The 12,385-nt window shown below is 65.7% G+C and carries 12 protein-coding genes; 4 read left to right on the top strand and 8 right to left on the bottom strand.

All coding sequences use genetic code 11. The features are described from left to right. The first annotated feature begins 53 nt into the window (after positions 1 to 53). From AC4FWB_RS26175 to AC4FWB_RS26160, 4 genes are read left to right on the top strand one after another with little or no spacing between them, the layout of a single operon-like run. On the top strand, positions 54 to 1,625 hold the full coding sequence (locus AC4FWB_RS26175) for a cytochrome ubiquinol oxidase subunit I (RefSeq protein WP_491029131.1): 1,572 nt from the start codon (positions 54 to 56) through the stop codon (positions 1,623 to 1,625). A gap of 19 nt (positions 1,626 to 1,644) precedes the next feature. Then, positions 1,645 to 2,799 carry a cytochrome d ubiquinol oxidase subunit II gene (gene cydB, locus AC4FWB_RS26170; protein ID WP_491029130.1) on the top strand — a complete coding sequence of 385 codons (1,155 nt, stop codon included), beginning with the start codon at positions 1,645 to 1,647 and terminating at the stop codon, positions 2,797 to 2,799. A gap of 20 nt (positions 2,800 to 2,819) precedes the next feature. Further along, a complete protein-coding gene (gene cydX / locus AC4FWB_RS26165; RefSeq protein WP_065005662.1) occupies positions 2,820 to 2,951 on the top strand; it encodes a cytochrome bd-I oxidase subunit CydX in 132 nt (43 codons plus the stop codon). 25 nt (positions 2,952 to 2,976) lie between these two features. Further along, positions 2,977 to 3,420, top strand: a complete 444-nt coding sequence (locus tag AC4FWB_RS26160; protein ID WP_491029129.1) for a hemerythrin domain-containing protein — start codon at positions 2,977 to 2,979, stop codon at positions 3,418 to 3,420. Between the two features lie 14 nt (positions 3,421 to 3,434). Here AC4FWB_RS26160 and AC4FWB_RS26155 read toward each other — a convergent pair whose 3' ends face one another. From AC4FWB_RS26155 to AC4FWB_RS26120, 8 genes are all read right to left on the bottom strand, one after another. Continuing rightward, a complete protein-coding gene (locus AC4FWB_RS26155; protein WP_491029128.1) occupies positions 3,435 to 4,157 on the bottom strand; it encodes a Crp/Fnr family transcriptional regulator in 723 nt (240 codons plus the stop codon). A 93-nt stretch (positions 4,158 to 4,250) separates the two neighbouring features. Next, the gene (locus AC4FWB_RS26150) at positions 4,251 to 5,237 is read right to left on the bottom strand and encodes an ABC transporter permease (protein ID WP_491029127.1); all 987 of its coding nucleotides are present in this window, start codon (positions 5,235 to 5,237) and stop codon (positions 4,251 to 4,253) included. Next, the gene (locus AC4FWB_RS26145) at positions 5,234 to 6,220 is read right to left on the bottom strand and encodes an ABC transporter permease (RefSeq protein ID WP_491029126.1); all 987 of its coding nucleotides are present in this window, start codon (positions 6,218 to 6,220) and stop codon (positions 5,234 to 5,236) included. Before AC4FWB_RS26145 ends, AC4FWB_RS26150 begins: the two co-directional genes overlap by 4 nt. Further along, positions 6,217 to 7,764, bottom strand: a complete 1,548-nt coding sequence (locus tag AC4FWB_RS26140) for a sugar ABC transporter ATP-binding protein (protein ID WP_491029125.1) — start codon at positions 7,762 to 7,764, stop codon at positions 6,217 to 6,219. The genes AC4FWB_RS26145 and AC4FWB_RS26140 overlap by 4 nt, the downstream gene beginning before the upstream one ends. Positions 7,765 to 8,011: 247 nt before the next feature. Further along, a complete protein-coding gene (locus AC4FWB_RS26135; RefSeq protein WP_491029124.1) occupies positions 8,012 to 9,046 on the bottom strand; it encodes an ABC transporter substrate-binding protein in 1,035 nt (344 codons plus the stop codon). Between the two features lie 88 nt (positions 9,047 to 9,134). Beyond that, a complete protein-coding gene (locus AC4FWB_RS26130) occupies positions 9,135 to 10,049 on the bottom strand; it encodes a sugar phosphate isomerase/epimerase family protein (protein ID WP_491029123.1) in 915 nt (304 codons plus the stop codon). An 18-nt stretch (positions 10,050 to 10,067) separates the two neighbouring features. Then, positions 10,068 to 11,594 (bottom strand): mannitol dehydrogenase family protein, encoded by a 1,527-nt coding sequence (locus AC4FWB_RS26125; RefSeq protein WP_491029122.1) that lies wholly within the window; start codon positions 11,592 to 11,594, stop codon positions 10,068 to 10,070. Beyond that, on the bottom strand, positions 11,591 to 12,373 hold the full coding sequence (locus AC4FWB_RS26120; protein ID WP_491029121.1) for an SDR family oxidoreductase: 783 nt from the start codon (positions 12,371 to 12,373) through the stop codon (positions 11,591 to 11,593). The genes AC4FWB_RS26125 and AC4FWB_RS26120 overlap by 4 nt, the downstream gene beginning before the upstream one ends. Positions 12,374 to 12,385: the final 12 nt, after the last annotated feature.

Here is a 12,385-nt window from a genome sequence, read left to right as displayed (position 1 = left end):
AGTCGCGCGCGTTCGTCCGGCGCTATGGAGCGGTGTCCAGAAAGGATGCTCCCATGTCCGACCCTCTTCTCGTCGACCTATCCCGGCTGCAGTTCGCGCTGACGGCCCTCTACCATTTCCTGTTCGTTCCCCTGACGCTCGGCCTCTCCATCCTGATTGCCATGATGGAGACCGTTTACGTGATGACCCGCCGAACGATCTGGCGCGACATGACGAAGTTCTGGGGCGTGCTGTTCGGCATCAACTTCGCCCTCGGCGTCGCCACCGGCATCACCATGGAATTCCAGTTCGGCATGAACTGGGCCTATTACTCGCACTATGTCGGCGACGTCTTCGGAGCGCCTTTAGCCATCGAAGGCCTGATGGCCTTCTTCCTCGAAGCCACCTTCGTCGGGCTGTTCTTCTTCGGCTGGGAGAGGCTGTCGCCGCGCGCGCATATGACCGTGACCTGGCTGATGGCGCTCGGCACCAACTTCTCGGCGCTCTGGATCCTGATCGCCAATGGCTGGATGCAGAACCCGGTCGGCTCAGCCTTCAACCCGGACACGATGCGCATGGAGGTCACCGACTTCATGGCTGTGATCTTCAACCCGGTCGCGCAGGCGAAGTTCGTGCACACGGTTTCGGCCGGCTATGTCTGCGCCGCCACCTTCGTGCTCGGCGTCTCGGCCTGGTATCTGCTCAGGGGACGCCACGTCCAACTCGCCAAGCGCTCCTTCGTGATCGCCTCGGCCTTCGGCCTGGCCTCGGCGCTCTCGGTCATCGTGCTCGGTGACGAAAGCGGCTATGCGCTGACCGATAACCAGAAAATGAAGCTCGCGGCGATCGAGGCCATGTGGGAGACGGAGCCGGCGCCGGCGTCGTTCACGGCATTCGGCATTCCCAGCCAGAGGGATCGCGAGACGCATTTCGCCATTCGCATCCCTTGGGTGATGGGCCTCATCGGCACGCGCTCGGTCGACAGGCAGATCGCCGGCATCGATGAGCTCGTCGCCCACGCCGAAGCCCGCATCCACAACGGCATCGTCGCCTATGACGCGCTGGAGAGGATCAAGGCGGACCGCGGCGACACGGCGGCCCGCGCGGCCTTTGATGCCAACTCCAAGGATCTCGGCTACGCGCTGCTGCTTAAGCAGTACCTGCCCGACCCGCGGCAAGCGAGCGAGCAGCAGATCAAGGACGCCGCCTGGTCGACCGTGCCTTATGTGCCGCTGCTCTTCTTCAGCTTCCGCCTGATGGTGGCCTGCGGCTTCGCGCTCGCGGCACTGTTCGCGCTGTCGCTGTGGCATACGACGCGCGAGACCGAAGCGCCGCGCTGGCTGTTCCGCGCCGCGCTGCTCGCCATGCCGCTGCCCTGGATCGCCATCGAGGTCGGCTGGTTCGTGGCGGAATTCGGCCGCCAACCCTGGATTATCGATGGTGTGTTGCCGACCTTCCTCGCCACGTCGGAGCTCGGCGTCACCGACCTTCTGCTCACCATCGTGGGCTTCACGCTCGTCTATGGCGTTCTAGCTGTCATCGAGGTCAGGCTGATGTTGGCCGCCATCCGCAAGGGACCGGAGATCGCCAGCGTCATCGACGACCTGCGCCCGACTGCCAGCCCTACAATGCAACCCGCAGAGTGATGCGCAAAGGATCAAGACGATGATCGATTTTCTCTTCGACTATGAAACGCTGCGCGTGGTCTGGTGGATCCTGCTCGGTGTGCTCCTGATCGGTTTCGCCGCGACCGACGGTTTCGACATGGGCGTCGGCGCGCTGTTGCCTTTCGTCGCCAAGACGGATGCCGAACGCCGCGTGGCGATCAACACCATCGGCCCCGTCTGGGAAGGCAACCAGGTGTGGTTCATCCTCGGCGGCGGCGCCATCTTCGCGGCATGGCCGGCGCTCTATGCGCTGAGCTTCTCGGGCTTCTATCTCGCCATGTTCCTGGTGCTTTTGGCGCTGATCATGCGACCGGTGGCCTTCAAATACCGCTCGAAGCGGCCGGATCCGGCCTGGCGCACGCGCTGGGACTGGGCGCTCTTCGTCGGCGGCGCGGTGCCGGCGCTGATCTTCGGTGTTGCTGTCGGCAACACACTGCAGGGCGTGCCGTTCCACTTCACGCCCGACCTGCGCCCGATTTATGAAGGCTCGCTCTTCGGCCTGCTTAACCCGTTGGCGCTCTATTGCGGCCTGGTCTCGCTCGCCATGCTGGTGACGCATGGCGCGGCCTGGCTGACCTTCAAGGCGGAGGGTACCGTCGCCGACCGCGCTCGCCAGATCGGCGGACGCTCCGCGGTCATCACGGCGGCGCTCTTCGCCGGCGGCGGGTTGCTGGTGTGGCTTGGCCTGCTCGGCGGTTACCGCGTGACCTCGCCGATCGCCTGGGACGGGCCGTCCAATCCGCTCATCAAGACGGTTGCGGTCGACGGAACCGCCTGGCTGGCGAACTTCCACGCTCATCCTTTGCTCTGGATCGTGCCGATCCTCGGTATCGCTGCGCCACTGCTAGCCGCCGCCGGTTTCCAGGCCCGGCTCGAAGGCTGGACGTTCCTCGCCTCGAAGCTCGGCGTGGCGATGATCGTCGCCACGGTGGGGCTTGCCATGTTCCCGATCCTTTTGCCGTCGAGCAGCAACCCCAGCCATTCGCTGGCGGTCTTCGACGCCTCGTCGAGCCGCGCCACGCTACGCAACATGTTGATCGCCACGGTGATCTTCATGCCGGTGATCCTTGCCTATACCGGTTGGGTCTACCGCGTGCTGTGGGGCAAGGTCGGCGAGAACAGCATCGAGAAGGCCGGCTCGTCCGCCTACTGATTCAAACCGGAGTTCTGACCATGTGGTATTTCGCCTGGATCCTCGGCCTCGGACTGGCCGCTTCCGTCGGCATCCTCAACGCGCTCTGGTACGAGCTGCGCACCGTGCGCGAAGAGCCGGCCGAGGACACCGTCGCCCTGCCGACGCCTTGAGCCTGGCCAACGCGGAGGTATTGTCATGACGGGCGCTAACCGGGAGCCGTTCCGCACCCTTGCGGACATGAAGCGGGCGCACACGCAAATGCTTGCGCTCTGCCATATGCTGGAAGGCATCGCCGACGACCTGCCGTCGCGCGTCGACCGTCTGCAGTGCCTCGCCGTGGCGGCGGACCTCTTGCCGCTGCTGCGCGAGTGCCACCGCTTCGAGGAAGACGTCGTCTTTCCCGCCTTCGCGCGGCAAACCGGCGGCGAAGAGATCGTCGCGCGGCTCAGGCTCGAGCATCTGGAGGACCAAAGCGCTGCCGCAGACCTTAGCGAAGCGCTGCTTGCCCATGGCCACGGGCGGCCGATCGAGAACCCGGAGGCCTTCGGCTACATGCTGCGGGCACTGTTCGAATCGATGCGCCGCCACATCGCCTTCGAGCGCGACCATGTGCTGCCCGAGGTTCTGGGCCACCGATAGGGCAATGCCGGGGATCAATCCCCGGCGCGTGCCGCGAGACGTTTGATGTCGTCGATGTCGACGTGGCGATTGTTCTCGACGCGGATCACGTTCTCGCCGCGCAGGCGGGTGATCTGCCGGCTCACCGTCTCCACTGTAAGCCCTAGAAAATCCGCGATCTCGGCACGCGACAGCGGCAAGTCGAAAGAAGCGCCGCGGCGCTCCGGTCCGGCGGCGGGATCGATGTTGCGCGCGATCATCAGAAGGAAGCTCGCGATCTTCTCGGCGGCGGTCTTGCGGCCGAGCGCCACCATCCAGTCGCGCGCCTGGTCGAGCTCGCGCAGCTTCTGCTCAAGCAGGCGATGCTCGAGATCCGGCTGCTCCTTCATCAAGCGCTCGAGCGCCTGGCGCGGGAACGAGCACAGCTCGACCTCGGTCGCTGCCTCTGCGGTCAGCGTGCTCTCGGCCTGGAACGGCCTGCCGAGGAAATCTGGAGCGAACTGGAGTCCGACGATCTGCCGGCGGCCGTCGGAAAGGGTCTTGGTGAGCTTCACGACGCCGGAAAGCACGTTGGAGAACCGGTCGACGCTGCCTGCGTCGCTTACCAGTTCCTTGCCGGTCTCGGCCTTATGCCGCTTCGTCGACTTGGAGAGAGCGAGAAGCTGATCGGGATTGAGCGCGCCGCATATGCCGCGATGCCGCGCTTCGCATGAAACGCAGAGAACCGGGATGCCCTTCGTGTGAATGTCTTCGCGCACGATGGAACACCTATAGTGTTCCCGGTCCTCAGCAGCAACGCATGGGACGGCGCGATAGCGTCGCAGCCCGCGCCTTCAGGAAGCGCTGCCTTCTTACCGATCCTCGATGATCCTCAGATACGCCGCCGTCACGAACAGCACGATGAAACCGAAGAGGATGCGGCGGCCGCCTTCGGGCATGTGCAGGATGGTGAGCAGCGTCGTCAGCACGGTGAGGATCAGCGCGCCGACGATGGTGCCGGTGTAGCCACCGCGGCCGCCGAAGATCGAGGTGCCGCCGATGACGGCGGCGGCCACCGAAGGCAGCACCAGCGGCTCGGCGAGCGACAGCGAGGGCGCCTTGATCAAGCCGATATAGAGCAGGCCGGTGATGCCGGCGAGCAGGCTGGAGATGACATAGAGCGCGGTGATCACCTGCCAGTAGCGGACGCCGGACAGGCGCGCAGCGCGCTCATTGTCGCCGACGGCATAGAGCAGGCGGCCGAAACCGGTGCGGTTGAGCGTGAAGACGATCAGCACCGCCACCGGAACGAACAGGAAGAGCGCATTGGGGAAGCCGTAGGTGAGGCCGGTGCCGAGCCAGTTGAGGAAGTCCGGGATCCTGGCGCCGGAGGCGATGACGGTGCGCTGGTAGACCTGCAGGAAGCCGGTGCCGATCAGGCTGGTGCCGAGCGTCATGATCAGTGGATGGACGCGGAAGACGCCGACGCCGATGCCGTTGACGAGGCCGATCAGCACCGCCGGCAGCATGGCTAGGATAAAGGCCACTGCCGGGTCTTGGTTGACGATCTGCGTCGCCATGATGAAGGCGCTCATCGTCGCCACCGTTCCGACCGACAGGTCGATGCCGCCGGTAAGCATGGTCATGGTCTGGCAGCCGGCGAGGATCGCCAGCGGAATGGCGAACTTCGCCGTGTTGGCGATCCAGCGCTCGTTGACGATGCCGGGGCGCAGGATCTGCAGGATCACCACAAGGATGACCAGCAGTATGACCAGCGGAATGAGCGGCCGGTCCGCCATGAAGCGCTTCAGGCGGCGGCCGAAGGAGACCGGCTGGGGCATGGTCGCGCTGCTCGTCATGGCGTTGCTCCTGCCGGGCGGCCCCGGATGGTGATGAAGGCGCCGAACATCACCACGGCGACCATGATTGCGCCCTCGATGATGGCCGTAACGTTGGGGTCGATGGCGAGAAGCGTCAGGTCGGTGCGCACCAGCCTGAGCACGAAGACGGCGATGATCGGCCCAAGCAGCCCGCCCTTGCCGCCGCCGAGCGCCACGCCGCCCAGAACCACCGCCGCGACGCTGGCGAGCAGATAGGGGCCGGGGATCGGCGCACCGATGCCGGTGCCGATGGTGAGCGACAGCCCGCCGAGCGCACCGAACAGGCCGGAGAGGGCGTAGGCGACGATCCTGGTGCGCGCCACCGGCACGCCGCTGCGGAAGGCGGCGAGCTCGTCGCTGCCGATGGCGTAGATGGAAAGGCCGAGACGCGAGCTTCTCAGCGGAATCCAGATGATGAAGAGGCAGACAATAAGCAGCACCAGCGCCTTCGGCACCCAGGCATCGGCCCAATCCGGCAGGCCGGGAATCGGCATGGTGCCGACGACACTTGCCTTCAGCCACTCGGCAGCGGCGCCGCCGGGCGCGTCGAGCACCAGAAGTGCTGCCCCCTGCAGCACGAACAGCGTGGCCAAGGTGACGACGATATCCGGCACGCGGGTGACGACGATGAGAAGGCCGTTCAGCGCGCCGAGCACCAGCCCCATGGCGAGCACGAAGGGCACGACGAACAGCGCATATTCCTCGCTGGCGCCGTTCATCATCGAGGCGGCGGTGACGCTGGTCAGCGCCATCATGGCGGCGACCGAGAGATCGATGCCGCCGGCGGTGACGACGACGGTCTGGGCAGCCACTGCAAAAGCGTAGGGCAAAACTGCCCGGGCGAGCGAGCCGAAGTCGCCGCTACCATAGCCCGGCTGGATCAGCTTGGTGATAACGAACAGGAAGATGAGCAGGGCGAGCAGGCCGGCGACCCAGCCCTGGCGGCGCAGGAAGCGGGTCATGACGCGGCCTCCGCATCGGGGGCGGGCCTGACATCGGCAAGGATGCCGACATCCTCCCTGGCGCCGCGCGGCAGGCCGTAGGCGGCCCGCATCAGCGCCGGCTCATCGGCAAGCTCGACCGGGAAAGTGTCGACGACACGGCCGCCGAAGATGACGATGACGCGGTCGCAGACACGCTGCACCTCCTCCAGCTCGGATGTGTAGAACAGCACCGACTTGCCGAGGCCGGCGAGTTCGCGCAGCAATTTGTAGATCTCCTGCTTGGTGCCGACATCGATGCCGCGCGTCGGGTCGAAGCAGAGGATGGTGCGGGCATCCGCCGCGATCCAGCGGGCGATGGTCACCTTCTGCTGGTTGCCGCCGGAAAGGCGCTGCACCTCGCCCTGCGCGCGGGTGTCGATCTGCAACCTGGCAATGGCGCTGGAAACCACCATGCGTTCCCGCTGGACCCGGATCGGCCCCCATTTGCGCAGCGCGGCGCTGAAGGGCAACGCGATGTTCTCGCGCACCGAGCGCTGCATGGCGAGCGCCTCGGTGCGATCGCCAGGCACGTACGCGATGCCAGCTTGAATCGCGTCGCTCGGATGCGAAAACTTCACCGGCGCGCCGTCGACTTCGATCGTGCCGCCGGCTGGATGGATCGAACCGGCAAGAGCGGCAAAGAGCTCGTCCTGGCCCTGACCCTCGAGCGCGACGACGCCGGCCACCTCGCCATTGGCAAGGTCGAAAGAGACGTCGTGCAGCTTGGTGCCGAGCTGCAGGTTGCGCACCGACAGCCGAGGGTGGCTATCTTTGGCGGTTGGCGTCTCATTCGCCATCCGCGCGGCGGCGACGCTGGTCTTTTCGATGCGGGCGCCAAGCATCATTTCGACGATCTTTTCCTCGACACCGGGCTCGATGTCGACGACGCCGACAGTGGCGCCGTCGCGCAGCACCGTGGCGCGGTCGCAGAGCGCGGAAATCTCGACGAAACGGTGCGAGATGAAGATGACCGAGCGGCCGCTGTCGCCCTGGCGACGCACGACTTCGAGCACTTTTTCGGCGAGGTTGGCCGGAAGCGCTGCCGTCATCTCGTCGAGCAGCAGCACATCGGGCTCGACGGCTAAAGCACGCGCCAGGTCGAGCACACGCAAAATAGCCAGCGGAATGTCGCGCGCGGTCTCGCGTATATCGAGGTTCGGAATGCCGAGCTCGCGCACCCAGGCGCGGAACGGCTCGACCGGCGTGCTGGTGAGCCTGAGATTGGAAAGGACATCGAGATCGGGGATCAGTGCCGGTTCCTGGTAGACCGGCAGCAGGCCGGCGCGGCGCGCGGCGGCGGGCGAGCGCACGTCGCGGGTTTCGCCCCGGATCAGGATGTGGCCGGCGTCCGCCCGGATGGCGCCGGTCAGGATCTTCACCAGGGTCGACTTGCCGGCGCCGTTGGCGCCCATCAGCGCATGAACCTCGCCCGGCAGCACCGACAACGATGCGTTGCGCAGCGCGGCGACGGCGCCGTAATTCTTGACGACGCCGGTGGCGTCGAGGAGTGGGTTGGTGGTCAAAGCGTGCGGTTCTCGATCATGTGCGGCCTGTTTTAATACAACAGCACGCCACGCTTGCGCGCGGCGTACTGCGGAGCGGCGACTTTCCCTTCTCCCCTTGTGGGAGAAGGTGGCCTCGCGAAGCGAGGTCGGATGAGGGGTGTTCCAGAAAACACCAACGCCTCATTCCTTCCAGCACCCCTCATCCGTCTCGGCGCTGCGCGCCGATCCACCTTCCCCCACAAGGGGGGAAGGAAGAAGCCCCAGCTTATTCGCCCGGGCCCTTGCAGGCGACGATCTGGTCCTTGGTGTAGGTGGTCCAGTCCGGGATCGAGATCGAGACCGGCCATTCCGGGCTAAGCGACGGGTCGGCGGCCGACTTCAGCTTGGCCTTGCCCTCATCGGTGGCGTTTTCCCAGAGCTGCGGCTCGACCAGCACGGTCTGCTGCGCCGGCTTCTTGCCGTCGAGGATCTGCAGCGCCAGCGTGACGCCGGCGCCGCCGATCGAGCCGGGGTTGGTGACGGCGGCACCGACCAGGCCCTTGACCGTGTTCAGCTGGCCGACGAAGCCGGCATTATCGGCGCCGACCACGGGCACCATCGGGGCCTGCTGCTCGACCAGCGCGTCGACGATGACGTTGTCGATGCCCGACGTCCAGATGCCGTTGATCGGCGCTCCTGTGGCGAGGAAGGACAGGATCTGCTGCTTGCCCTGATCCTGCTGCCAGCCGGTGAACACCTCCTGCGCGACCTTCACGTCGGGGAATTCGGCCAGCGCCTTCTTGAAGCCCTTGTCGCGATCGCTGTCGGCCGAGGCGCCGGCGGCGCCGCGCATGTAGAGCACCTCTCCCTTGCCGCCCATCTGCTGGAACAGCCACTTGGCGCCGAGATAGGCGTACTGCTCCTGGTTGTTGGAGATGATGTAGGCGGACGGCTCGGTCACCGCCTGGTCGACGGCGACGACGACGATACCGGCCTTGGTGGCTTCCTCGAGGCCGGCCTTGATGCCAGCCGGGTCGGCCGGGTTGACGACGATGGCGTTGACCTTGGCGCTGATCAGGTTGCGGATGTCCTCGAGCTGGCCGGCGGCGTCGGTGTTGCGGTGCGCGATATTGAGCTTGGCCACCTCGCCGGAAGCCAGCGCCTGCGCCTTCATCGCGCAGATCATCTCCTCACGCCAGCCGTTGCCCTGCACGGTGTTGGAAATGCCGATCGTGTACTTGCCCTCGGCGGACGAAACGCTCACCGAGGCAAGCAGGGCGGCGCCGGCAAGAAGCGGGGCCATGGTCAGGTATCTCTTCATTTCAGTACTCCTCCACATTGACTGTCAGTTGCAGTTCAGTTTGCAGTTCCGGGAGCCCCGATCGCGCCGGAGCCAAGCCGTTGTTCCTTCATTTGACGAAAGGTTGCAGCACGTCGCGGGCCAGCAGGAAACCGCGCTTCACCTTTTCGTCGCTCCCCTCGAAACGGCGGTCCTCATGCTCGATGATGACCGGCCCGTCATATCCGGCCCGGTAAAGGCCCGAAAAGATGCTGCTCCAGTTGATGTCGCCCAGCCCCGGCATGCGCGGCACTTGCCAGCCTATGCCGGCCGAAAGGATTCCGCGCTCGTACAAACCATCATGATCAATCATCAGGTCCTTGGCATGCACATGCAGCATGTGCGGGCCGAACTCGCGGATGAAGCGCTCCTTGTCGATCATCTGCCAGACGAGGTGCGACGGGTCGAAATTCATGCCGACGTCGCTGCCCCAGGTCTCCAGGATGCGGCGCCATATGTAAGGCGAATAGGCGATGTTGTGCCCGCCCGGCCATTCGTCATAGCTGAAGATCATCGGGCAGTTCTCGAAGGCGAGCCTGACGCCATGCTCGCGCGCATGGGCGATGATCGCCGGCCAGACCTTTTGCGCGGCTTCCCAGTTGGCATCGATGGTCTTCGACGCATCGCCGCCGCAAAAAGTGTTGACGAGCGAGACACCCATGCGGCTTGCCAGCACGATCACCTTCTTGAGGTGATCGATCACCGCCTCGCGGTGCGCTTGATCGGGATGGAGCGGATTGGGATAGAAGCCGAGGCCGGAGATCGTCAGGCCCTTGCCGGCAAGCTCGGCGGCGATGTCCTTGGCTTGCGCGGCCGAGGTGCCGGCGGCGTCGATATGGTTGGTGCCGGCATAGCGGCGGCTGGCGCCGGACGCCTTTGGCCAGCAGGCGATCTCCAGCGCCTCGAAGCCGGCCGAGCGCGCCCAGTCGGCGACCTCGCCGAGCGGAGTATCCGGAAATGGTGCCGTGAGCAGTCCAAGTTTCATGATGCCTCCCGTCTCGTACTATGCAGATCGTGCTGGTCGCTTCAACCGCGCATCTGTTGGTTCAGCGCAGACTCGTCTGACAAAGGCCATCGGATCGTCTGAGAGCAGTCCATCGAGGCCGGCGATGATATTTGCGCGGAACGTGTCGTTGGCGGCGAGCGGTGGATCGAAGATGGCCTCGATTGCCAGGATTTCATCGGCGAGGGCTTTGCTGTCCGAACCGGCGCGATCGGCGATTGCAGCGATCTTTTCGGCAAAAGGATCGGACACCTTCCAGGTGCGACCGAAGCGTGCGGAAGCCTTGACCAGATAAGCCATCCAGCCGGCGACGGGCACCGACAGCAGCGCGATGCTCTGGCCCATGGCTAGGCGGTCGCGGATCGGGTTGAGCAGACGCTGCACGATCTTCTGCGAGCCGTCGGTGGCGATCTGGTGGTTGCGGTGGCGAATCGCCGTGTTGGTGAGGCGCGCAAGACTTTGCTCGACATAGGCGGATGGCGAGATGCCGGGCACCGGCATCAGCGTCGGCACCGTCTCCTCCGTCAGCATTCGGCGGACGAAGGCGGCCAGAAGCGGGTCGGCGATCACTTCAAAAGTGTGCTCGAAGCCACCGAGCACGCCGAGATAGCAGAGCGTGGTCTGCGCGCCGTTCAGCACCCGCATCTTGAGGTGCTCGAACGGGGTGACGTTGTCGACAAAGGTGGCGCCGACACGGTCCCAGCGCGGCACGCGGCCGGCGAAGCGGTCCTCGATCACCCATTGGCGAAAGCGCTCGCCGACAACCACGGCGCCGTCGCGATAGCCGAAGCGCTTTTCTACCGTGTCGCCATCGACCTTGGTCGTTGCCGGCGCGATGCGGTCGACCATGGCCGAGGGGAAGGCGACATTGGCTTCGATCCAGTCCGCCAACCTGCCACCGCGCCGCTCGGCGATCGCCCGCACGACATTGCCGAGAATGGTGCCGTTGGTCGGGATGTTGTCGCAGGAGAGCAGCGTCACCGGCCGGCCGTGCGAAGCCATGCGCAGCTCCAGCGCCCTTGCCAGGATGCCGGGCACACTTCGCGGCGCCTCAGGGTTGGCAAGATCGTGCAAGATGTCCGGATGGTCGAGGTCGAGCGCGCCGCTCGACGGGATGTGGCAATAGCCTTTCTCGGTCACCGTCATGGTGACCATCTCGATGTCGGGCGAAGAAAGCACCTCGAGCGCCGGCGCCGCGCTGTCCTGGCTGTCGACGACGCGGACGATGCTGCCGATGACACGCGCCTCGACCTCGTCGTTCTGGCAGACCAGCCGCGTGTAGAGACCGCCTTGCCGGCCCAGTGTCTGTCCAAGCAAAGGCGCGCGGATGTTGATGCCGATCACGCCCCAGCGGTCGAAATGGCTGGAAAGCAGATCGTCTGTGTATTCGGCCTGGTGGCAGCGATGGAAGGTACCGACACCGATATGGGCGATGCCCGGCTTCAGCGCAGAGCGATCGTAAGCCGGCTTGCGCACCTCGGACGGCAGGTTGCCGAGCAGGGCAGGGCCGAGGCTCCGGGGGGTCACCGGTTCGCTCCGATCACCCATTGCTCCTGGTCGATCAGCGCGCCGGTCATCGGGCCGGCCGCGTCCGACAGCAGGAAGACGGCGAGGTTGGCGATGTCGTCCACCGAGAGCAGCCGGCCGAAGGGCTGAGCAGCGTTGGCCGCGTCGAGCCAGCCGGGGCCATGGCCCAGGGTCTCGGCCTGCATGACGCGCTCGGCCGGCGTGTCGGTCCAGCCGACATTGATGCCGTTGACGCGGATGCGGTCGAAGCGATGCGCGTTGGCGGCGTTCTTGGTCAGCGTTGCCAGCGCGCCCTTGGTGGCGGAGTAGACGGCAAGCTCGGGCGAGCCGCAATGCGCGTTGATCGACAGGATGTTGACGATGGCGCCGCCTTCACCGCGCTTCCTCATGTCGGCGATGGCCGCCTGCATCAGGAAGAAGGGCGCGCGAGCGTTGACGGCGAACAGCGCCTCCCAGTCGTCGAGCTTGGCATCGACGAAAGAGGCGCGGTCAGTGAGGCCGGCGGCATTCACAAGTGCGTCGATGCGGCCGAAGCGCTCGATGCATGCTGCTGCGAGCAGCGCCGGAGCCTCCGGGTCGCTTAGCTCGGCGGCGACGAAGGCGGCGGGCGCGCCCATGGCCGACAGTTCCGCCGCGACAGCGTCGCCGCGTTGCTGGTTCCGGCCAGTGATCAACAGACCGGCGGCGCCCGAACGCGCGGCAAGCTCCGCGGTGGCACGGCCTATACCTTGTGTCGCGCCGGTGACCAGAACCACCTTGTTGTCGAGCCGAACCTCCATTCCTCCTCCCGG

Source organism: Mesorhizobium sp. LEGMi-168a (assembly GCF_058312955.1).
This window is presented reverse-complemented; position numbering and strand designations above follow the sequence as displayed.

Bases quoted from the DNA above. Each gene is read 5' to 3' on its own strand.
- AC4FWB_RS26175 (WP_491029131.1), top strand. From the start codon at position 54: ATGTCCGACCCTCTTCTCGTCGACCTATCCCGGCTGCAGTTCGCGCTG.
- cydB (WP_491029130.1), top strand. From the start codon at position 1,645: ATGATCGATTTTCTCTTCGACTATGAAACGCTGCGCGTGGTCTGGTGG.
- cydX (WP_065005662.1), top strand. From the start codon at position 2,820: ATGTGGTATTTCGCCTGGATCCTCGGCCTCGGACTGGCCGCTTCCGTC.
- AC4FWB_RS26160 (WP_491029129.1), top strand. From the start codon at position 2,977: ATGACGGGCGCTAACCGGGAGCCGTTCCGCACCCTTGCGGACATGAAG.
- AC4FWB_RS26150 (WP_491029127.1), bottom strand. From the start codon at position 5,237: ATGACGAGCAGCGCGACCATGCCCCAGCCGGTCTCCTTCGGCCGCCGC.
- AC4FWB_RS26145 (WP_491029126.1), bottom strand. From the start codon at position 6,220: ATGACCCGCTTCCTGCGCCGCCAGGGCTGGGTCGCCGGCCTGCTCGCC.
- AC4FWB_RS26135 (WP_491029124.1), bottom strand. From the start codon at position 9,046: ATGAAGAGATACCTGACCATGGCCCCGCTTCTTGCCGGCGCCGCCCTG.
- AC4FWB_RS26130 (WP_491029123.1), bottom strand. From the start codon at position 10,049: ATGAAACTTGGACTGCTCACGGCACCATTTCCGGATACTCCGCTCGGC.
- AC4FWB_RS26120 (WP_491029121.1), bottom strand. From the start codon at position 12,373: ATGGAGGTTCGGCTCGACAACAAGGTGGTTCTGGTCACCGGCGCGACA.